Annotated in this window: 17 protein-coding genes; 11 read left to right on the top strand and 6 right to left on the bottom strand. The window is 65.5% G+C overall.

Features of this window, described 5'->3' with window-relative positions; genetic code table 11:
* The first annotated feature begins 55 nt into the window (after window positions 1-55).
* Entirely contained in the window at window positions 56-1,024 is a 969-nt protein-coding gene (locus tag JVX91_RS02575; protein ID WP_205337890.1) for an alpha/beta fold hydrolase, read from the top strand.
* 7 nt (window positions 1,025-1,031) lie between these two features.
* Here JVX91_RS02575 and JVX91_RS02570 read toward each other — a convergent pair whose 3' ends face one another.
* On the bottom strand, window positions 1,032-1,781 hold the full coding sequence (locus JVX91_RS02570; RefSeq protein ID WP_205337889.1) for a metallophosphoesterase: 750 nt from the start codon (window positions 1,779-1,781) through the stop codon (window positions 1,032-1,034).
* A gap of 170 nt (window positions 1,782-1,951) precedes the next feature.
* On the opposite strand from JVX91_RS02570, the gene JVX91_RS02565 reads away from it, so the two are divergent.
* On the top strand, window positions 1,952-3,256 hold the full coding sequence (locus JVX91_RS02565) for a ferric reductase-like transmembrane domain-containing protein (RefSeq protein WP_205337888.1): 1,305 nt from the start codon (window positions 1,952-1,954) through the stop codon (window positions 3,254-3,256).
* Between the two features lie 5 nt (window positions 3,257-3,261).
* Here JVX91_RS02565 and ligB read toward each other — a convergent pair whose 3' ends face one another.
* The 3 genes from ligB to JVX91_RS02550 all read right to left on the bottom strand — a co-directional run bounded on the left by ligB (window position 3,262) and on the right by JVX91_RS02550 (window position 7,287).
* Window positions 3,262-4,929, bottom strand: coding sequence for an NAD-dependent DNA ligase LigB (ligB, locus tag JVX91_RS02560; protein ID WP_205337887.1), 1,668 nt, complete (start codon window positions 4,927-4,929; stop codon window positions 3,262-3,264).
* Between the two features lie 148 nt (window positions 4,930-5,077).
* Window positions 5,078-6,268, bottom strand: a complete 1,191-nt coding sequence (gene metK, locus JVX91_RS02555; RefSeq protein WP_169935922.1) for a methionine adenosyltransferase — start codon at window positions 6,266-6,268, stop codon at window positions 5,078-5,080.
* A gap of 17 nt (window positions 6,269-6,285) precedes the next feature.
* Entirely contained in the window at window positions 6,286-7,287 is a 1,002-nt protein-coding gene (locus JVX91_RS02550; RefSeq protein ID WP_205337886.1) for a metalloregulator ArsR/SmtB family transcription factor, read from the bottom strand.
* Window positions 7,288-7,512: 225 nt separating this feature from the next.
* On the opposite strand from JVX91_RS02550, the gene tkt reads away from it, so the two are divergent.
* The 9 genes from tkt (at window position 7,513) to JVX91_RS02505 (ending at window position 15,588) form a co-directional block, all read left to right on the top strand.
* Entirely contained in the window at window positions 7,513-9,510 is a 1,998-nt protein-coding gene (gene tkt, locus JVX91_RS02545; RefSeq protein ID WP_205337885.1) for a transketolase, read from the top strand.
* 59 nt (window positions 9,511-9,569) lie between these two features.
* Window positions 9,570-10,616 (top strand): erythrose-4-phosphate dehydrogenase, encoded by a 1,047-nt coding sequence (gene epd, locus JVX91_RS02540; RefSeq protein ID WP_205337884.1) that lies wholly within the window; start codon window positions 9,570-9,572, stop codon window positions 10,614-10,616.
* A gap of 28 nt (window positions 10,617-10,644) precedes the next feature.
* Window positions 10,645-11,808: a phosphoglycerate kinase gene (locus JVX91_RS02535; protein ID WP_205337883.1), complete on the top strand. Its 1,164-nt coding sequence runs from the start codon at window positions 10,645-10,647 to the stop codon at window positions 11,806-11,808.
* A 75-nt stretch (window positions 11,809-11,883) separates the two neighbouring features.
* A complete protein-coding gene (locus JVX91_RS02530) occupies window positions 11,884-12,078 on the top strand; it encodes a hypothetical protein (protein WP_205337882.1) in 195 nt (64 codons plus the stop codon).
* 142 nt (window positions 12,079-12,220) lie between these two features.
* The gene (locus JVX91_RS02525) at window positions 12,221-12,559 is read left to right on the top strand and encodes an MliC family protein (RefSeq protein ID WP_205337881.1); all 339 of its coding nucleotides are present in this window, start codon (window positions 12,221-12,223) and stop codon (window positions 12,557-12,559) included.
* Window positions 12,560-12,663: 104 nt separating this feature from the next.
* Window positions 12,664-13,728 carry a class II fructose-bisphosphate aldolase gene (gene fba, locus JVX91_RS02520; RefSeq protein ID WP_024764154.1) on the top strand — a complete coding sequence of 355 codons (1,065 nt, stop codon included), beginning with the start codon at window positions 12,664-12,666 and terminating at the stop codon, window positions 13,726-13,728.
* 94 nt (window positions 13,729-13,822) lie between these two features.
* Entirely contained in the window at window positions 13,823-14,236 is a 414-nt protein-coding gene (locus tag JVX91_RS02515) for a hypothetical protein (RefSeq protein WP_205337880.1), read from the top strand.
* A gap of 37 nt (window positions 14,237-14,273) precedes the next feature.
* Window positions 14,274-15,044 (top strand): class I SAM-dependent methyltransferase, encoded by a 771-nt coding sequence (locus JVX91_RS02510; RefSeq protein WP_205337879.1) that lies wholly within the window; start codon window positions 14,274-14,276, stop codon window positions 15,042-15,044.
* Between the two features lie 49 nt (window positions 15,045-15,093).
* On the top strand, window positions 15,094-15,588 hold the full coding sequence (locus JVX91_RS02505) for a M48 family metallopeptidase (protein ID WP_081515415.1): 495 nt from the start codon (window positions 15,094-15,096) through the stop codon (window positions 15,586-15,588).
* Here the strand turns inward: JVX91_RS02505 and JVX91_RS02500 are convergent.
* Together JVX91_RS02500 and JVX91_RS02495 are read right to left on the bottom strand one after the other, a co-directional pair.
* Window positions 15,582-16,049 (bottom strand): hypothetical protein, encoded by a 468-nt coding sequence (locus JVX91_RS02500; RefSeq protein WP_205337878.1) that lies wholly within the window; start codon window positions 16,047-16,049, stop codon window positions 15,582-15,584. The two genes, JVX91_RS02505 and JVX91_RS02500, sit on opposite strands and share 7 nt — an antisense overlap.
* Before the next feature lie 188 nt (window positions 16,050-16,237).
* On the bottom strand, window positions 16,238-18,679 hold the full coding sequence (locus JVX91_RS02495) for a penicillin-binding protein 1A (RefSeq protein WP_205337877.1): 2,442 nt from the start codon (window positions 18,677-18,679) through the stop codon (window positions 16,238-16,240).
* Between the last annotated feature and the right edge of the window lie 36 nt (window positions 18,680-18,715).

Here is an 18,715-nt window from a genome sequence, read left to right as displayed (position 1 = left end):
CCTCAGAACCAGGCCAGGACTCGCAAGGCCCGCCGGGCGGGCAAGGAGAAGCGGTATGCGGGTGGCGATACGGGTCGTGCAGACGCTGATCGCGCTGCTGGTGCTGGCACTGCTGGTCGGCGCCTGGTGGTATGTGCCTGGCGAGCTGAAGCAGTCGCCGGTGCTGACTGGCACCAGCGAGGACGCCTCGGTGCGGCAGGGCGAGCGGCGCCGCAGCTACGTGCTCTATGTGCCGCAGAAGCTGGCCGAACACCCGGCGCTGCTGGTGGTGCTGCACAGCTCGCAGAGCAACGGCCAGCGCATGCGCCGCGACAGCGGCTATCGCTTCGATGCGCTGGCTGACCGCGACGGTTTCCTGGTGCTCTACCCCGATGGATTCGAGGGACACTGGAATGACTGCCGGCGGGTTGCGTCCTACAGCGCCCGCGCGTTGAACATCGACGACGTCGGCTTTCTCTCCGGGATGATCGAGCGTTTGCAGCGCGAGCGCGCGGTGGACCCGGCGCGGGTGTTCGTCGCCGGATACTCCAACGGTGGCCAGATGGCGCTGCGCCTGGCAGCCGAAGCGCCGGACGTGGTGGATGGCGTAGCCGCGGTGGCCGCCAGCCTGCCCACCGCCGACAACGACGCCTGCGCGCCTGCCCGGCAACCCACGGCTGCCCTGTTGATGAACGGCACGCGGGACCCGATCAATCCCTACGCCGGTGGCCGCGTGACCCTGTTCGGCTTCGGCGATCGCGGCAACGTGCTATCCGCCGAAGACTCCGCGACGGCCCTGGCGCGGCGCAATGGACAGAACGGCGAGCCCGTGCAGGATCGCCTCACCGAGGCCGGGCCGGTCTGGACACAGCGGCAACGCTGGGACGCGAGTGGCGGTCCTCCCGTGGAGCTGCTGACGGTGCACGGCGGCGGGCATCTGCTCTCGCAGCCGGTTTACCGGCCGCCACGCCTGCTGGGCCAGGCCGATCCGCAACTGGATGGCCCCGCCGAGATCTGGCGCTTCTTCAGCGACCTGCGGCCCTGAAAGTCCTTCACTCCAGATCGATCACCCGGTAGGGATCGAAGCCGCTGTCCTCGCCCGGATATGCGCCGGGGTTCGCCACCACCCGCGCCTTGCCGATGCGGTAGTCCAGGCACTCGTGCACGTGCCCGTGGATCCAGAGGTCGCAGCGTTCCACCAGATGTTCCAGGTTCGAGGCGAAGGCCGGGGAGAGTGCGTCGCCGACATAGTGCGCCGGGATGGAGCGGGCACTGGGTGCATGGTGGGTGACGATCACCGTAGGGCCGGTGAAGGATTGCGCCAGCTCCGTCTCCAGCCATGCGCACGAGGCTTCGCACTGCTCGCGGCTCATCTCCGGGGTGAACGGCTGGGTGAAGTAGTCCACCGTGTTGAAATCCGGCATCAGTTGGCGGGCCTGCTCGCGGGCCAGTTCCGCCGCGCGTTCGCCGTAGAGCTGGAAGTCGGTCCACAAGGTTGCGCCGAGGAAGCGCACGCCGCCGATCGTCACGGCATCGTTCTGCAGGAAGTGGATATCCAGTGCCCGTGCCAGGTTGCGCATGGCTTGGGTCAGGTCGGCAAGGTCGGAGTGATAGAACTCGTGATTGCCGGCGACGTAGATGATCTCGCTGTCGGGAAACGCTTCGCGGGCCCAGTGCAGACCTTGCAGGTGCTCGTGGATGTCGCCGGCCAGGATCACCACATCGGCTGGCGCCGCCGGCAGCTCGCGGCGACCGTCGGGAAAGTGTTCGTGGTGCAGATCGGAAAGGACACGCAGGCGCATGGTATTGGCTGGCCGGAATGGAGGCGCCCGGGGCAGCAGAGCCCCGCGCTTGACCTGCGTCATGGTATCGCCAGTCCTTGTCCTATTCCCACAAGAAATTAAGGGATGATTCAGAAGAATCCTTCAGCTTCCGTCTGGGCCTGTCGTTTTGGCGCCCCCAAGGAGGACCTATGAAACTCATCTGGATCGTGCTGCTGGCCGTGGCTGCAAGCTTCGGCCTGGCACTCTACATCGACCCGCCAGCCGCGCTGGATATCTGGGTGCTGCGCAAGCAGGCCATTCTCTTCACCGGCGTCGCATCCTTTGCGCTGATGTCGCTGATCATGCTGCTGGCGGTGCGCCCGGTCTGGCTGGAGAAGCCGCTGGACGGCCTCGATCGCATGTACCGCGCACACAAGTGGGCGGGCATTCTCGCCATTGTGCTAGGCCTGCTGCATTACCTGATGGAGCTGGGCGGGCCACTGCTGGCCGAATACATCGCCAAGCCGGCCAAGGGGCCGCGGGTGGAAACCTTCCTCGACGTGTTCCGCGGCTCGGCCAAGGACCTGGGCGAGTGGTCGGCCTGGCTGCTGGCGGCGATGCTGGTCATCACACTCTGGCAGCGCTTCCCCTATCACTTGTGGCGCTATGTCCACAAAACCCTCGCGGTGGTTTACCTGGTGCTCGCCTTCCATGGCGTGGTGCTGGCGCCAGCGGGCTACTGGACGCAGCCGGTCGGCTGGCTGGTGGCGCTCTGCGCGGCGGCGGGCAGCCTGTGCGCGCTCTGGTCGCTGGCGGGGCAGATCGGCCGGCAGCGCACCCATGACGGCGTAGTGGTCGCCGTCGAACGTCCCGGCGATCGCATGCTGGAAGTCACCTGCAAGCTGCAGGGACGATGGCAGCACCGCGCCGGCCAGTTCGCCTTCCTGACCTGCGACCGCCTGGAAGGCCAGCACCCGTTCACCCTTTCCGGGGCCGACCAGGGCAACGGGGAAGTGCGATTCAGCGTGAAGGCGCTGGGCGACTACACCGAGCGCCTGCAGGACAGTCTGAAGGTCGGTGATCCGGTGAAGGTGGAAGGCCCTTACGGACGTTTCGACTTTCGCCGCGACAAGGGCGAGCGGCAGGTCTGGATCGCTGGCGGAATCGGCATCACGCCGTTCCTCGCCTGGCTCGAGTCGCTGCAGGAGCGGTCGGCAGATTGCCCGGACGTGACGCTGCTGTACTGCGTTCGGACACCGTCCGACGCCATCTACGCCGGCCGCTTGCGTGAGCTGTGTGCGACGCTGCCGCGGATCGACCTGCGCGTGCATTACAGCGAGACGGAAGGTCGGCTGCAGTCCGCCCATCTGGAGTTGCAGCCCGGTCCGCAGGGGTGCTGGCCCAGCGTGTGGTTCTGCGGTCCGCAGGGACTCGCCGAGCTGCTGCGCCGCGACCTGCGCCGCCAGGGCATGCCACGCAACCGCTTCCACCAGGAAGCCTTCCAGATGCGCTGAGGCGCTCAGAAGCCAGCGATACCCAGGTCGTGCAACTGATCTCGCAGTTGCGCGACCTGCGGTGCTGTGAAGAAGGCTTCCAGCTGCGCCGCTCGCACCTTGCCGATGCCGGGCCGCTCCTGCCACGCCGAGGCATGACGCGCGGCCAGGGTCGCCCAGTTCTCCCCTGTCGGCAGGGCGTCGGCGGAGGGAGCTCCCAGCGCGCGCAGCCAGGTGGCGAATGGGCGTTGGCGGGCCAGTTGGAACTGCTGGTGAAGATTCGCAGCGCTGCGTTCGCCCAGCCCCGGGAGTTGCGCCAATTGCTCCGGCGTCAATTCCAGCCAGTCGAGCAGGCCCGGCAACAGGCCGGCGTCGTGAAGGCGCCGCCAGGTTCCCGGCCCGACACCGGAAAGTGCCAGCCCCTGCTTGCCGCTCAACCATGCCAGGCGCGCGAGGAACTGGTCTTCGCAGCCGAGGCTGGGTTGCCAGCAGGTCAGGGCGCCGTATTGTCCGTCCGACGGTGCCGGCACCTCGGCGCGTGCCGGTGAGCGCCAGACCACGCCGTCCAGCCGGGGAATGGTCAACCCCGCCAGGGCGATGGCGACCTGGTCGCCGGGGTGGATGTCCAGCTCGCGCCAACGCTTCAGCGAGCCGGCGCTGACCCGCTGGATGTTTCGCCCATCGAGTTCGACCGGCGACAGGAGCAGGACCGGAGTGACCCGGCCAGTACGTCCGACCTTGAATTCGACCCGCCGCACCTCCGCCAGTGCCTGCTGGTGCGGGTACTTCCAGGCAATCGCCCAGCCGGGTGCCTGGGCGCTCCAGGCGCGGCCAGGCGGGCGGCGACCCTGGCGAATGACGATGCCATCGCTGGCGAAGGGCAGTGGTGACCGGTACCAGCGATCGCGCCAGCCGTCGATCATCGCGAAGTCCGATACCGGCTCGGTCAGCCGGGCGCTGTCTTCGAATCCCAATTGCCGCAGTCGTTGCAGGCGTGCGGGCATGTCCAGCGGGCCATCCGGCAGCTCCCAGACGAACAGTCCGATCCGATCGCCGTCCGTGCCGATTGCCTTGCGCGCCATCAGCCCGGCGACCTTGCCGCGCGCACCTTGCCCTCCTTGCCGCGCCTGTACGTGCTCCGGTAGGCGCCAGTACAGCTCGCCCTGCAGAACCAGTTGGCCCTCTGCGCCGGGCAGGCGATCCGGAATCGCCGCGATATGCCGGGCGTTACCGGTCCAGTCCTGACCGGCTGTGCCATCGCCGCGGCTGATTGCCTGGACGAGATGGCCGTTGCGATAGACCAGCGTGACGGCCACGCCGTCGACCTTGGGCTGCACCCACAGATCATCGCGCTGGCCCAACCATTCGCGCACGGCCGCCGCGTCCGGCAGCTTGTCGAGCCCTGTGTGGGCGTAGGGATGGACCGTCGTCCCGGCGCTGCTGGCCAGTGGCGTGTCAGGCGCCGAGGTGGACTGGGGAAAGCAACCGCGCCATTGCTGCAGGCGTTCGCGGGCCTGGTCGTAGAGTTCGTCGGCCACCGCCGAGCGTCCGTCCCGGTGGTAGGTCTCGTCCCAGCGGGCCAACTGGTTCTGCAGTTCGCCAATCTCGTTGGTGGCGCGTTCCGGCGGCCACTGCGGGCAGGCGTTCACGAGGATCGGGCAGTGGAGGAGGGTGGCGAGGATCAGGTGTTTCATGGCGAGCATCCGTGCTGCGAAAGCTCGCAAGGCTAGAAGCCGCAAAGACGCAGTGGCGCTCGAGTCGCTGTGGATTGTTCGGCAATCGGTGTCGGACGCCGGAAATGAAAAAGCCCCGCCGAGGCGGGGCTTTTCCTGCTGCCGGGTCTTACAGACCGGCGGCGTCACGCAGGGCGGCAGCCTTGTCGGTGCGCTCCCAGGTGAAGGCGGTGAAGGTGTCGTCACCGTAGGTCATTTCGAACGGGTTGCGACCGAAGTGGCCGTAGGCCGCGGTCGGCTGGTACATCGGGTGCAGCAGGTCGAGCATCTTGGTGATCGCGTACGGACGCAGGTCGAAGTGCTCGCGGACCAGCTGGATGATCTTGTCATCGCTGATCTTGCCGGTACCGAAGGTGTTGATCGAAATGGAGGTCGGCTGGGCCACGCCGATGGCGTAGGACACCTGGATCTCGCAACGCTCGGCCAGACCGGCGGCGACGATGTTCTTGGCCACGTAGCGGCCGGCGTAGGCGGCGGAGCGGTCGACCTTGGACGGGTCCTTGCCGGAGAACGCGCCACCACCGTGACGGGCCATGCCGCCGTAGGAGTCGACGATGATCTTGCGGCCGGTCAGGCCGCAGTCGCCCACCGGGCCACCGATGACGAAGTTGCCGGTCGGGTTGATGTGGAACTGGGTGTCCTTGTGCAGCAGTTCGGCCGGCAGCACCTGCTTGATGATCAGCTCCATCACGCCTTCGCGCAGGTCCTTGTAGCTGACTTCCGGGTTGTGCTGGGTGGACAGGACGATGGCGTCGATGCCGACGACCTTGCCGCCTTCGTAGCGGCAGGTGACCTGGGACTTGGCATCCGGGCGCAGCCACGGCAGCAGGCCGGACTTGCGGGCCTCGGCCTGGCGCTCGACCAGACGGTGGGAGAAGCAGATCGGCGCGGGCATCAGCACGTCGGTTTCGTTGCTGGCGTAGCCGAACATCAGGCCCTGGTCGCCGGCGCCCTGGTCTTCCGGCTTGGCGCGGTCGACACCCTGGTTGATGTCCACCGACTGCTTGCCGATGATGTTCAGCACGCCGCAGGTGGCGCCGTCGAAGCCGACGTCGGAGCTGTTGTAGCCGATGTCGATGATGACCTTGCGCACCAGCTCTTCCAGGTCGACCCAGGCAGAGGTGGTGACTTCGCCGGCGATGATCGCGACACCGGTCTTCACCAGGGTTTCGCAGGCCACGCGGGCGTATTTGTCCTTGGCGATGATGGCGTCGAGGACCGCGTCGGAAATCTGGTCCGCGATCTTGTCGGGATGGCCTTCGGAGACGGACTCAGAGGTGAAAACAGAGTATTCGCTCATCTAACGGTTCCTATCATTTACCGGTGGGTGAGGACGCTTCGCGAATCCGGTTTGGCGAAGTGCCGCACCTGGATCTGAAAGCCATTTCGTAAACCAATGTACAAACTTTCGCCGGGCGCGAGCCCCGCGGAGTCGGCCCAACGGGCCAGGTCTTCCTGTTCGAAACCCAGCCACAGATCACCGCAGGCCTCACGGGCCCAGCTCTGGTCGTGGCTGCAGAGCTCCGTCACCAGCAGGCTGCCACCGGGTTTCACCAGGTGCGCCAGTTGCTTCAGGGCTTCCGCCGGTGCGGCGAAGTGATGCAGCACCATGTTCAGCACCACGCAGTCCGCCGCGTCGTCGGCGTCCTGCAGGGCGTCGGCCAGCCGCAGCCGGACGTTATTCAAACCTTCGCTGGCGCAACGTTGCCGCGCCATGTCGAGCATCGCCTCGCTGTTGTCCAGCGCGGTGACCGCTTCGAAGCGACGGGCCAGTTCGGGGAGGAATCCACCGTCACCGGGGCCCACTTCCAGCGCCGTGGCGCCAGGGGCGAAGCTCAGGGCATCGAGCAGCGCCAGCACGCTTTCGCGGTATTGCGGCAGTCCTGCGATCAGGTCCTGCGTGGCCTGGAACTTCTCCGCACTGCGGGCGAAATAGTCGCGGCTCACGGCGGCACGCTGGGCATGCACGCCGGTGATTCGTGCGCTGACGTCGTCCGGCAACGCCAGTTCGTCGACCTCGTCGAGCAGCGCGCCGTGCAGCGTTCCACCCAGGCTTTCGCCCTGGGGCAGGGCGCGGCGATAGAAGATCGCGTTGCCTTCGCGGCGGGTGGCGACCAGGCCGGCCTGGGACAGCACCTTGAGGTGATGGCTCATGCCCGACTGGCGGACGCCGAAGATATGCGCCAGCTCGAGTACGCCGAACGAATCGTTGGCCAGGGCGCGCAGCACGTTCAGTCGCAGCGGATCACCGCCGGCCTTGCACAGGGCAGCCAACTGGTCGCAATCGTCGTGGCGGATTTCGGGCAGGCGCAGACTCATAGGTCGCGCAGTCTAGTCGCGGGTTTCGGGGTGGGCAATAGCTGTATCAAAAAGTTTTGATATTGGCTGATGAGTGGTTTTTGACCAGTCGGATGACTCAAGCCGGTGCCTTGCATCAGGCATCTGCCGATCTGTCATTGCCCCGCGGGGGCCGGCTGGGCGAAAATACCGGCCTTTTTTCATTCCCTTCGATCTTTCGAAGCAGCCCCCGCAGGAGATTCAGCGATGCCCAGCCGTCGTGAGCGAGCCAACGCCATCCGTGCACTGAGCATGGATGCCGTGCAGAAAGCCAACAGCGGCCACCCTGGCGCCCCCATGGGTATGGCGGACATCGCCGAAGTGCTCTGGCGTGACTACCTCAAGCACAACCCGAGCAACCCGCAGTGGGCCGACCGCGACCGCTTCGTGCTGTCCAACGGCCACGGCTCGATGCTGATCTACTCGCTGCTGCACCTCACCGGCTACGACGTCACCGTCGATGACCTGAAGAACTTCCGCCAGATGCACTCGCGTACCCCGGGCCACCCGGAGTACGGCTACACCGCCGGCGTCGAGACCACCACCGGTCCGCTGGGCCAGGGCATCGCCAATGCCGTGGGCATGGCGCTGGCCGAAAAAGTGCTGGCCGCGCAGTTCAACCGCGACGGCCACAGCATCGTCGACCACTACACCTACGCCTTCCTGGGCGACGGCTGCATGATGGAGGGCATCTCCCATGAAGTCGCCTCGCTGGCCGGCACCCTGCGTCTGAACAAGCTGGTCGCCTTCTACGACGACAACGGCATCTCCATCGATGGCGAAGTCCACGGCTGGTTCACCGACGACACCCCGAAACGCTTCGAAGCCTACGGCTGGCAGGTGATCCGCAATGTCGACGGCCACGACGCCGACGAGATCAAGACCGCCATCGAAACCGCCCGCAAGAGCGACGCGCCGACCCTGATCTGCTGCAAGACCATCATCGGCTTCGGTTCGCCGAACAAGCAGGGCAAGGAAGAAAGCCACGGCGCCGCCCTGGGCGTCGACGAAGTGGCCGCCACCCGCGCCGCGCTGGGCTGGAACCATGCGCCGTTCGAAATCCCGGCGGACATCTACGCGCAGTGGAGCGCCAAGGACACTGGCGCCACCCGTGAAGCCGAGTGGAACAAGCGCTTCGCCGCCTACCAGGCTGCGCATCCGGAACTGGCCGCCGAGTTCGAGCGCCGCGTCGCCGGTGAGCTGCCGGCCGATTTCGCCGAGAAGGCCGCTGCCTACGTCGCCGATGTCGCCGTGAAGGGCGAGACCATCGCCAGCCGCAAGGCCAGCCAGAACGCCCTGAACGCCTTCGGCCCGCTGCTGCCGGAACTGCTGGGCGGCTCCGCCGACCTCGCCGGTTCCAACCTGACCCTGTGGAAGGGCTGCAAGGGCGTGAGCGCCGACGACGCCAACGGCAACTACCTGTTCTACGGCGTGCGCGAGTTCGGCATGAGCGCCATCATGAACGGCGTGGCCCTGCACGGCGGCTTCATCCCCTACGGTGCGACCTTCCTGATCTTCATGGAATACGCCCGCAACGCAGTGCGCATGTCCGCCCTGATGAAGCAGCGCGTGCTGTACGTGTTCACCCACGACTCCATCGGTCTGGGCGAAGACGGCCCGACCCACCAGCCGATCGAGCAGCTGGCCAGCCTGCGTCTGACCCCGAACCTGGACACCTGGCGCCCGGCTGATGCCGTGGAGTCCGCGGTGGCCTGGAAATACGCCATCGAGCGCGCCGACGGCCCGTCCGCGCTGATCTTCAGCCGCCAGAACCTGCCGCACCAGCCGCGTGACGCCGCCCAGCTGGCCGACGTTGCCCGCGGCGCCTACGTGCTGAAGGACTGCGACGGCGAGCCGGAACTGATCCTGATCGCCACCGGCTCCGAAGTCGGCCTGGCCGTGCAGGCGTTCGACAAGCTCAGCGCCGAAGGCCGCAAGGTCCGCGTGGTCTCCATGCCGTCCACCAGCGTCTTCGACCAGCAGGACGCCGGCTACAAGCAGGCCGTGCTGCCGGTCCAGGTGGCCGCCCGGATCGCCATCGAAGCCGCCCACGCTGACTACTGGTACAAGTACGTCGGCCTGGAAGGTCGCGTCATCGGCATGACCACCTTCGGTGAGTCGGCCCCGGCCCCGGCGCTGTTCGAGCACTTCGGCTTCACCGTCGAGAACGTGCTGGAAGTCGCCGCCGAGCTGCTCGAAGCCTGACGAGCGCCTGAACCTGCCGGGGCCCATCACGCCCCGGCAGCGATCACCAAGGGATAACAATGTCCAAGCGCCCTTACCGAGTTGCCCTCAACGGCTACGGCCGCATCGGCCGCTGCGTGTTCCGTGCCCTGCACGAGCGCGGAGCCAAGGCCGGTTTCTCCATCGTTGCCCTGAACGACCTGGCGGACCTCGCCAGCCTGGAATACCTCACCCGTTTCGACTCCACCCACGGCCGCTTCCCCGGCGAGGTGAGCGTCGCCGATGGCTGCCTGCACGTCGGCGCCGATTGCGTGAAGGTGTTCCGCGAAGCCGAACCCGAGGCCATCGACTGGCGCGCCCTGGACGTCGACCTGGTGCTGGAATGTTCCGGCGTCTACAACACCCGCGCCGATGGCGAACGCTTCCTTGCGGCCGGCGCACCGCGGGTGCTGTTCTCCCAACCGATGGCCAGCGAGGCGGACATCGACGCCACCGTGGTCTTCGGGATCAACCAGCAGGGCCTCTCCGGCGCCGAAACGCTGGTGTCCAACGCCTCCTGCACCACCAACTGCAGCGTGCCGTTGCTCAAGTTGCTGAACGAGGCGGTGGGCATCGAGTACGTCTCGATCACCACCATCCACTCGGCGATGAACGACCAGCCGGTGATCGACGCCTACCACCACGAAGACCTGCGTCGCACGCGCTCGGCCTTCCAGTCGGTGATCCCGGTGTCCACGGGGCTGGCGCGGGGCATCGAACGCCTGCTGCCGGAACTCGCCGGGCGAATCCAGGCCAAAGCCATTCGGGTGCCGACGGTGAACGTCTCGGCCCTGGACATCACCCTGCAGGTCTCCCGCGATACGTCTGCCGAGGAGATCAACCGCGTGCTGCGCCAGGCCGCCACCGAGGGCCCGCTGAAAGGCCTGCTGGCGTACACCGAGCTGCCCCACGCCAGCTGCGATTTCAACCATGACCCACACTCGGCCATCGTCGATGGCAGCCAGACCCGCGTTTCCGGCCCCCGCCTGGTGAACGTGCTGGCCTGGTTCGACAACGAGTGGGGGTTCGCCAACCGCATGCTCGACACTGCAGGGCACTTCCTGCAGGTCGCCGCTACCGAACGTTAATCAAACAGCCCCTACAGGACTGACTGTCATGACCGTGTTGAAGATGACCGACCTCGACCTCCAAGGTAAGCGCGTACTGATCCGCGAAGACCTCAACGTTCCGGTGAAGGACGGTGTGGTCAAGAGCGACGCGCGCATCCTGGCTTCGCTGCCGACCATCAAGCTGGCCCTGGAGAAGGGCGCGGCAGTAATGGTCTGCTCGCACCTGGGCCGCCCGACCGAAGGCGAGTTCTCCGAGGAGAACAGCCTGCAGCCGGTCGCCGATTACCTGTCCAAGGCCCTGGGCCGCGCCGTGCCGCTGGTCAAGGACTACCTGGGTGGCGTCGACGTGAAGCCGCGTGAAGTCGTGCTGTTCGAAAACGTGCGCTTCAACAAGGGCGAGAAAAAGAACGCCGACGAGCTGGCCCAGCAATACGCCGCCCTGTGCGATGTATTCGTCATGGACGCCTTCGGCACCGCCCACCGCGCCGAGGGCTCGACCCACGGGGTGGCCAAGTTCGCCAAGGTCGCCGCGGCCGGCCCACTGCTGGCCGCCGAGCTGGAAGCCCTGGGCAAGGCCCTGGGCAACCCGGCCCGCCCGATGGCGGCCATCGTCGCCGGCTCCAAGGTGTCCACCAAGCTCGACGTGCTGAACAGCCTGGCGCTGATCTGCGACCAACTGATCGTCGGCGGCGGCATCGCCAACACCTTCCTCGCCGCAGCGGGCCACAAAGTCGGCAAGTCGCTGTACGAAGCCGACCTGGTCGACACCGCCAAGGCCATCGCCGCCAAGGTCAGCGTGCCGCTGCCGGTCGACGTCGTAGTCGCCAAGGAATTCGCCGAGACCGCTGTTGCCACCGTCAAGGACATCGCTGACGTGGCTGACGACGACATGATCCTGGATATCGGCCCGAAGACCGCCGCCCAGTTCGCCGAGCTGCTGAAGACCTCCAAGACCATCCTGTGGAACGGTCCGGTCGGCGTGTTCGAGTTCGACCAGTTCGGCGAAGGCACCAAGACCCTGGCCAAGGCCATCGCCGAAGGCTCTGCCTTCAGCATCGCCGGCGGTGGCGACACCCTGGCTGCCATCGACAAGTACGGCATCGGCGAGCAGATCTCCTACATTTCCACCGGTGGTGGCGCCTTCCTCGAGTTCGTCGAGGGCAAGGTCCTGCCGGCCGTGGAAGTGCTGGAACAGCGCGCCAAGGCCTGAGGAGCGCGACGGTAAAGCAAACCTCTCCGGCATCCTCGGGTCTCAAGCCTTGTACGGATGCCAAGGAGAAAGGTCATGCGAGCTGTCACGCCCTTGTTGTCGTTTTGCCTGGTTCTGGTGGGATGCGCCGGTGGCGGCGGTTCTCCCAGTACCTGTGAAGTGATGAGCCCGCCCGCGGTCATGGTGCCTTCTGACCAGAACCGCGAGCGGGTGGAAAGCCAGAGCAGCGGCGATCCGACGCCCGACCAGAAACCAGTGAATTGCCCTTGAGCAACCACTGACCGGTCGGGTTCACGATCCCGTGGTGTCGTCGGCGTGGAAGCGCCGGCGGCACTGGCGTTCCTGTGGCGGGACGGGCAATCTGGTGCATTGGATATCTGGCGGCGCGTCCGCCCGAATGGAGAATCGCCCGATGCTTCGTTATTTCGTCCCCGCGCTGGCGTTCGCGCTGGTGGCAGGCTGCTCCAGCCACTCGTCGCCCGACGGCAAGTCCGCTGAGAAGGGTGGTTGGAACCACTGGGTTTGCGACAGTCAGGCCGAAGTGCTGTGGCGTTATGTCGACCCCAGCAAGGCGGTTGTCGATCTGCGCCTGGGCGAGGATGACGTGGTGCATCACCTGGAGGAGGAACCCGGCGGCTCCGGCGCTTTCTATAGCGACGGGCTGATCGGATTGAGCATCAAAGGCGACCAGGGCCTGGTCTACTGGGTCGAGAGCAACGACCTCATTGGCCGTGGTTGCAAGGCGCGCTGAGCGCCGACTGTCCGGCATCTGCCGGAAGACTTGAACAGCGCCTGCCCCTACGGCAGGCTTTCAAATTATGTAATTGAGCCCGACTTCTGGGAGAAGCGAAAACCATGGCACTCATCAGCATGCGCCAAATGCTGGACCACGCCGCCGAGTTCGGCTACGGCGTTCCGGCTTTCAACGTCAACAACCTCGAGCAGATGCGCGCCATCATGGAAGCGGCCGACAAGACCGATTCTCCGGTGATCGTGCAGGCCTCCGCCGGTGCGCGCAAATACGCCGGTGCGCCTTTCCTGCGCCACCTGATCCTCGCGGCCATCGAAGAGTTCCCGCACATCCCGGTGTGCATGCACCAGGACCACGGCACCAGCCCTGACGTCTGCCAGCGCTCCATCCAGCTGGGCTTCAGCTCGGTAATGATGGACGGCTCGCTGAAGGAAGACGGCAAGACCCCGGCCGACTACGAGTACAACGTCCGCGTGACCCAGCAGACCGTTGCCTTCGCCCACGCCTGCGGCGTATCCGTGGAAGGTGAGCTGGGCTGCCTGGGCTCCCTGGAAACCGGCATGGCCGGCGAAGAAGACGGCGTTGGCGCCGAAGGCGTGCTGGACCACAGCCAGCTGCTGACCGACCCGGAAGAAGCTGCGGACTTCGTCAAGAAGACCCAGGTCGACGCCCTGGCCATCGCCATCGGCACCAGCCACGGCGCCTACAAGTTCACCAAACCGCCGACCGGCGACGTGCTTTCCATCGAGCGCATCAAGGAAATCCACAAGCGTATCCCCAACACCCACCTGGTGATGCACGGCTCCTCCTCGGTGCCGCAAGAGTGGCTGAAGGTGATCAACGAGTTCGGCGGCGACATCAAGGAAACCTACGGTGTGCCGGTCGAGGAAATCGTCGAAGGTATCAAGCACGGCGTGCGCAAGGTCAACATCGACACCGACCTGCGCCTGGCCTCCACCGGCGCCATCCGCCGCATGATGGCCGAGCAGCCGAGCGAGTTCGACCCGCGCAAGTTCTTCGCCAAGACCATCGTCGCCATGCGTGATATCTGCATCGCTCGCTACGAAGCCTTCGGCACCGCCGGCCATGCCTCGAAGATCAAGCCGATCTCCCTGGAAGGCATGTTCCAGCGTTACGCCAAGGGTGAGCTGGTGTCGAAGGTCAACTGATCTCGAGCCAGGTTCCCGCTCTCGCTCTGTTTCTGAAGAGCTGAAGAGCCCCGCCCTGCGGGGCTCTTTCGTATCCGCCAGAAGGAAATCGCCGATGCTGCGTGCCTTGTTTTCCGTCTTGCTGCTGGCGCTTCTCGAGGGTTGCTCGCTGCGCCCGGCACAGCCGCCCGCGCCACCGCCCAAGCCGCCTGTGGAGTTGCCCGTGGACGCGCAGAATTGCCTGACGCACCAGGAGTGCACGCTGAAGACCTCGCGCACCCTGCTGTTCGTCTTCGATTACGCCGAGGCGGGCGCCGCGCTGGTGGAAAATGAAAACCGCGTGCTCAGCACCCCGGAGAAGGCACCGAAGAAGGGCTGGCCGGCGATCCGCATCCAGTTGGCCGATCCGGACGGCGGCCGTTTCGAGTTTTCCAGCGAGTGCCGACAGAAACGCTGTCGTATCAAGGAATCGCGCCTGCTCAGCTGCTACCGTAGTTATCTTGACGGAAACACCTGCCGGTTCCGCTGAGCGCTGGTGCTCGGGCCGGCCGGAATCTGGAGGCACGATGACGGATGTACACGGCAGTGCGCAGGAAGGCTTTTCCCGCGAAGCGAAAACCTACTCCCTCGGTCGGCCCGATTATCCCGAGGAACTGCTGGGCTGGCTCGGCGGAGAGCTGGATATCGGAGCCGGAAAAGAGGTCGTCGACCTCGGTGCCGGCACCGGCAAGTTCACTGCGCTGCTGATGCGCACCGGCGCGCAAGTGACAGCCATCGAGCCGGTGGCGGCGATGCGTGAACAATTGAGCGAGAAACTGCCCGGTGCCAAGGTGCTCCACGGGACCGCCCAGGCCATGCCGCTGGCCGCGCAGAGCATCGATGCACTCACCTGCGCCCAGGCCTTCCACTGGTTTGCCAACGAGCGCTCGCTGCACGAGATCCATCGCGTCCTGCGTCCCGGCGGTCATCTTGGGCTGGTCTGGAACGTGCGCGACGAAAGCGTCGACTGGGTGGTCGAAATGACGCGCATCGTCGAACGCTACGAGGGCAGCACGCCACGCTTCCACACCGGGCTATGGCGCCAGGCCTTTTCCGGCGCGCGCTTCGAGCCGTTGCGCCTGCGCGAATTCAGCTACCAGCACGTGGGGCCGCCGGAGCAGGTGATTGTCGCGCGGGTGCTCTCGGTGAGCTTCATCGCCGCGTTGCCGGAGGAGCAGAAGCAACGTGTCGCCGAACAGTTGCGTGAGCTTATTGCCAGCCACCCGGACCTCAAGGGGCGGAGCGAGGTAGCGGTGCCGTACCGTACCGAGGCGTACAGCACCCGCGCATTAGGGTGAAGCGCGAATGGGGTAGACTGGCGTCCAGTTCATCCGCCAGTCGTTCCCCATGCAGCCGCTTCGCTATCTCCAGGCCTATCCTCCACAGCTCCAGGACCAGGTGCGCCAGCTCATCGAGCAGGACCGCCTCGGCGAGTACCTGGAGCGCCGCTATCCCGGCCGCCACGATGTGCAGAGCGACAAGGCGCTGTACGGCTACGCCATGGACCTCAAGCAGCAGTACATGCGTACCGCGCCGGCGGTGGACAAGGTGCTCTACGACAACAAGCTGGACGTGGTACAGCGGGCGCTTGGCCTGAACACCGCGATCTCTCGCGTGCAGGGCGGCAAGCTCAAGGCGAAGAAGGAAATCCGCGTCGCCTCGCTCTTCAAGGACGCCGCGCCTGAGTTCCTGCAGATGATCGTGGTTCACGAACTGGCGCATCTGAAAGAACGCGATCACAGCAAGGCGTTCTACCAGCTCTGCGAGCACATGTTGCCTGGCTATCACCAGCTGGAGTTCGACCTGCGCGTCTACCTGACCTGGCGCGATCTGCCTCAGTAGTACAGACGCCCCAGGTAGAGCAGGCCGAGGCTCCAGGGCAGCAGAGATGCCAGGCCCAGATAGCGAAGGACGGTGCGCGGCCCGCTCTCTCCGCGGTTCAGCCAATTGATACCCGCCAGCACCAGCGCGTAGAGCGCCAGCCCTGCCAACAGCAGCCGGTATTGCTCCGAGGTGGGGGACACCGGGCCAAGGTGCGTGTGGGTCAGGTGCCAGGCGCAAAGCGTCATCGCCGGTGCGAGCAGCAGGAGCGCTACCGAAACCCTACCCGCCAGGCGAAGCAGGAACGCGATCAGCAGCCCCGCCAGGCCTGCGCTGGCAATCAGCGCGGAGAGAAACTGGTCGAGATACACAAGGTCGGGAGCGGGGGCGAGCTGACGAGGTTGTGCCAGCAGGCGCAGCAGCGGGGCTGCGAGCAGGAGAGCAAGTAGACAGAACAGCCAGCCAAGCAGGATGCGCAGCATAGGGAGGTCCTGGAGACGTTGCTGCGGGAAGCCCCTGACGCGCCGGATGGGGTCGGAGGTCCGGGGTTGTTCGCCGCTGCAAACGTCAGGTTAATCAATGATTTGGCTAAATGCCATGATTTTGTTGAGAATCATTCCTTGGCATTCGTGCGTGAAAAGAAAAGGCCCCTCTACGAGGGGCCTTTTGGTCAGAACAGATCGATCGGCGCTTCTTCCTCCGCCGGCATGCCACTGCCAGGGGCGCTGCCAGGTGCCAGCTCGCTCATGGACGGCGGCGTGTCCTCGTTCTTGAACAGTTCGAAGTAGGCGCCCGGTGTTCCAGGCGGTGCAGCTCGGCCAGTGACCGGGTCGATGCGCAAGCTGACCATGCCGGCTGGCTCGGGCAGCAGGTGCGACGGCTTGTCCTTCAGCGCGGCCCCCATGTAACGCATCCAGATCGGCAATGCGACGTTGCCGCCGTATTCCGCACGACCGAGGCTTTCCGGCTGGTCGAAGCCGACCCAGACGGTGGTCATGTAGTCGGCGTTGAAGCCGGAGAACCAGGCGTCCTTCGATTCGTTGGTCGTGCCGGTCTTGCCGGCCAGGTCGTCGCGCTTGAGCGCCAGGGCCCGGCGACCGGTGCCGCGCTTGATCACGTCCTGCAGCATGCTGGTCATGATGTAGGCGGTGCGGGCGTCGATGACACGCTCGGCGGCGGCCGGCTCGATGGTGGTCTTGGCCTGGCCCGGATCGTCATTGCCGAAGGCGTTGGTGCTGGCCGGCTGGGCTTGTGCCTGGGCGGCCGGGTCCAGTTGCTCGTCATCGTTGGGCACGCGCGGCGGGTTGGCCTGGTAGAGCACCTGGCCGTCGCGGCTTTCGATGCGCTCGACGACATAGGGCGAGACCTTGAACCCGCCATTGGCGAAGACGGTCCAGGCGCTGGCGATCTCCATCGGAGTCAGGGTCGCGGTGCCCAGGGCCATGGACAGGTTCGGCGGCAGGTCATCCTTGTTCAGGCCGAACTTGCTGATGCAATTGCGCGCGCGATCGACGCCCAGCGCCTGCAGGATGCGGATCGACACCATGTTGCGCGACTTGTACAGCGCCTCGCGCATGGGGATCGGGCCGAGGAAGGTGTTGGTGTCGTTCTTCGGCCGCCATACCTTGTCGAGGTATTCGTCGTAGAACACCACCGGGGCGTCGTTGATCAGCGAGGCGGCGGTGAAGCCGTTGTCCAGTGCGCAGCTGTAGATGAACGGCTTGAAGCTGGAGCCGGGCTGACGACGGGCCTGGGTCGCGCGGTTGTAGTTGCTCTGCTCGAAGGAGAAACCGCCGACCAGCGCCATGATCGCGCCGTCCTGCGGATTGAGCGAGACCAGCGCGCTTTGAGCCGCCGGCACCTGGGTCAAGCGCAGCGACCCATCGTCGCGGCGCTGCACACGGATCACATCACCGGCCTGCACCACATCGCTGGGCTGGCTCGGCATGCGGCCCATGCTGTTGTTGCTCAGATAGGGGCGGGCCCACTTCATGCCGTCCCAGCTCAGCGCTTCTTCCTTGCCGTCGCGGGTCATCACCATGGCGCCGCTCTTCTCGACCTGGGTGACGATGGCCGGTTCGAGGCCGCCCAGCGGACGTTGCTGGGCAATGGCCTGGCGCCATGCGTCGCGAGTTTTGCCCGGCAGTCGGGTTTCGGGGCCCCGATAACCGTGGCGCTGATCATAGTCCTGCAGACCTTCGCGCAGGGCGGTGTTCGCGTCTTCCTGCAGATCACTGCGCACGGTGGTGTAGACGCGATAACCCTCGGTGTAGGCGTCCCCGCCGAAGCGTCCGACCAGCTCGGCGCGGGCCATCTCGGCAATGTAGGGGGCGGCCAGTTCCGGTGTCTGGACGTGGTAGGACGCGCCTACGGGCTCCTTGATCGCTGCCTCGTAGCGCGGCTGATCGATGAATCCAAGCTTGAGCATGCGCTCGAGGATCCAGTTACGGCGCTCCAGGCTGCGTGCTGCGTTGGCCAGCGGGTTGTAGCGCGAGGGCGCCTTGGGCAGGCCGGCGATCATCGCCATCTGGGCCAGGCTCAAGTCCTTGATGGATTTGCCGTAATAGACTTGAGCGGCGGCTTCCACGCCATAGGCGCGGTTGCCCAGGTAGATCTTGTTGACGTAGAGCTCGAGGATCTCGTCCTTGGTGAGCGAGCGCTCGATCTGCAGGGCGAGCAATATCTCATTGATCTTGCGGGAGAAACTACGCTCGTTGGTGAGGAAGTAGTTCTTCGCCACCTGCATGGTGATGGTGCTGCCACCGGTTTGGATGTGGCCTGTCTTCAATAATTGCGCGGCAGCACGCATCAGGCTCTTAACGTCGACGCCATAATGGTTGGCGAAATTGTCATCTTCAGCCGATAACAGTGCGTGAGTGAAATCCGGGGGGATTTCAGCAAATCGAATCGGCGTTCGGCGCATCTCGCCAAACTCTGCTATCAATTTGTTATCACTGCTGTACACGCGCAACGGCATCTGCAGCCGCACATTGCGCAAGGCCTCCACGGACGGGAGGTTCGGGCTGAGGTACAGATAGGCGCCGCTGAAACTGAGCAGCAATCCACAAATAATGGTGACGCAGGTCCACCACAAAAACTTCAGCAGGCGCATCGGAAGGTCTTGGATTTCCAGAGAAAAGAAAGAGTT

It is taken from the genome of Pseudomonas sp. PDNC002 (assembly GCF_016919445.1).
Taxonomy (GTDB): domain Bacteria; phylum Pseudomonadota; class Gammaproteobacteria; order Pseudomonadales; family Pseudomonadaceae; genus Pseudomonas.
Note: the sequence above shows the minus strand (reverse complement) of the source record. Positions and strands in the feature narration are given on the sequence as shown.

What these genes read in the sequence shown, in the direction of transcription:
- JVX91_RS02575 (WP_205337890.1), top strand. Translation starts at nt 56, where the DNA reads ATGCGGGTGGCGATACGGGTCGTGCAGACGCTGATCGCGCTGCTGGTG.
- JVX91_RS02570 (WP_205337889.1), bottom strand. Translation starts at nt 1,781, where the DNA reads ATGCGCCTGCGTGTCCTTTCCGATCTGCACCACGAACACTTTCCCGAC.
- JVX91_RS02565 (WP_205337888.1), top strand. Translation starts at nt 1,952, where the DNA reads ATGAAACTCATCTGGATCGTGCTGCTGGCCGTGGCTGCAAGCTTCGGC.
- ligB (WP_205337887.1), bottom strand. Translation starts at nt 4,929, where the DNA reads ATGAAACACCTGATCCTCGCCACCCTCCTCCACTGCCCGATCCTCGTG.
- metK (WP_169935922.1), bottom strand. Translation starts at nt 6,268, where the DNA reads ATGAGCGAATACTCTGTTTTCACCTCTGAGTCCGTCTCCGAAGGCCAT.
- JVX91_RS02550 (WP_205337886.1), bottom strand. Translation starts at nt 7,287, where the DNA reads ATGAGTCTGCGCCTGCCCGAAATCCGCCACGACGATTGCGACCAGTTG.
- tkt (WP_205337885.1), top strand. Translation starts at nt 7,513, where the DNA reads ATGCCCAGCCGTCGTGAGCGAGCCAACGCCATCCGTGCACTGAGCATG.
- epd (WP_205337884.1), top strand. Translation starts at nt 9,570, where the DNA reads ATGTCCAAGCGCCCTTACCGAGTTGCCCTCAACGGCTACGGCCGCATC.
- JVX91_RS02535 (WP_205337883.1), top strand. Translation starts at nt 10,645, where the DNA reads ATGACCGTGTTGAAGATGACCGACCTCGACCTCCAAGGTAAGCGCGTA.
- JVX91_RS02530 (WP_205337882.1), top strand. Translation starts at nt 11,884, where the DNA reads ATGCGAGCTGTCACGCCCTTGTTGTCGTTTTGCCTGGTTCTGGTGGGA.
- JVX91_RS02525 (WP_205337881.1), top strand. Translation starts at nt 12,221, where the DNA reads ATGCTTCGTTATTTCGTCCCCGCGCTGGCGTTCGCGCTGGTGGCAGGC.
- fba (WP_024764154.1), top strand. Translation starts at nt 12,664, where the DNA reads ATGGCACTCATCAGCATGCGCCAAATGCTGGACCACGCCGCCGAGTTC.
- JVX91_RS02515 (WP_205337880.1), top strand. Translation starts at nt 13,823, where the DNA reads ATGCTGCGTGCCTTGTTTTCCGTCTTGCTGCTGGCGCTTCTCGAGGGT.
- JVX91_RS02510 (WP_205337879.1), top strand. Translation starts at nt 14,274, where the DNA reads ATGACGGATGTACACGGCAGTGCGCAGGAAGGCTTTTCCCGCGAAGCG.
- JVX91_RS02505 (WP_081515415.1), top strand. Translation starts at nt 15,094, where the DNA reads ATGCAGCCGCTTCGCTATCTCCAGGCCTATCCTCCACAGCTCCAGGAC.
- JVX91_RS02500 (WP_205337878.1), bottom strand. Translation starts at nt 16,049, where the DNA reads ATGCTGCGCATCCTGCTTGGCTGGCTGTTCTGTCTACTTGCTCTCCTG.
- JVX91_RS02495 (WP_205337877.1), bottom strand. Translation starts at nt 18,679, where the DNA reads ATGCGCCTGCTGAAGTTTTTGTGGTGGACCTGCGTCACCATTATTTGT.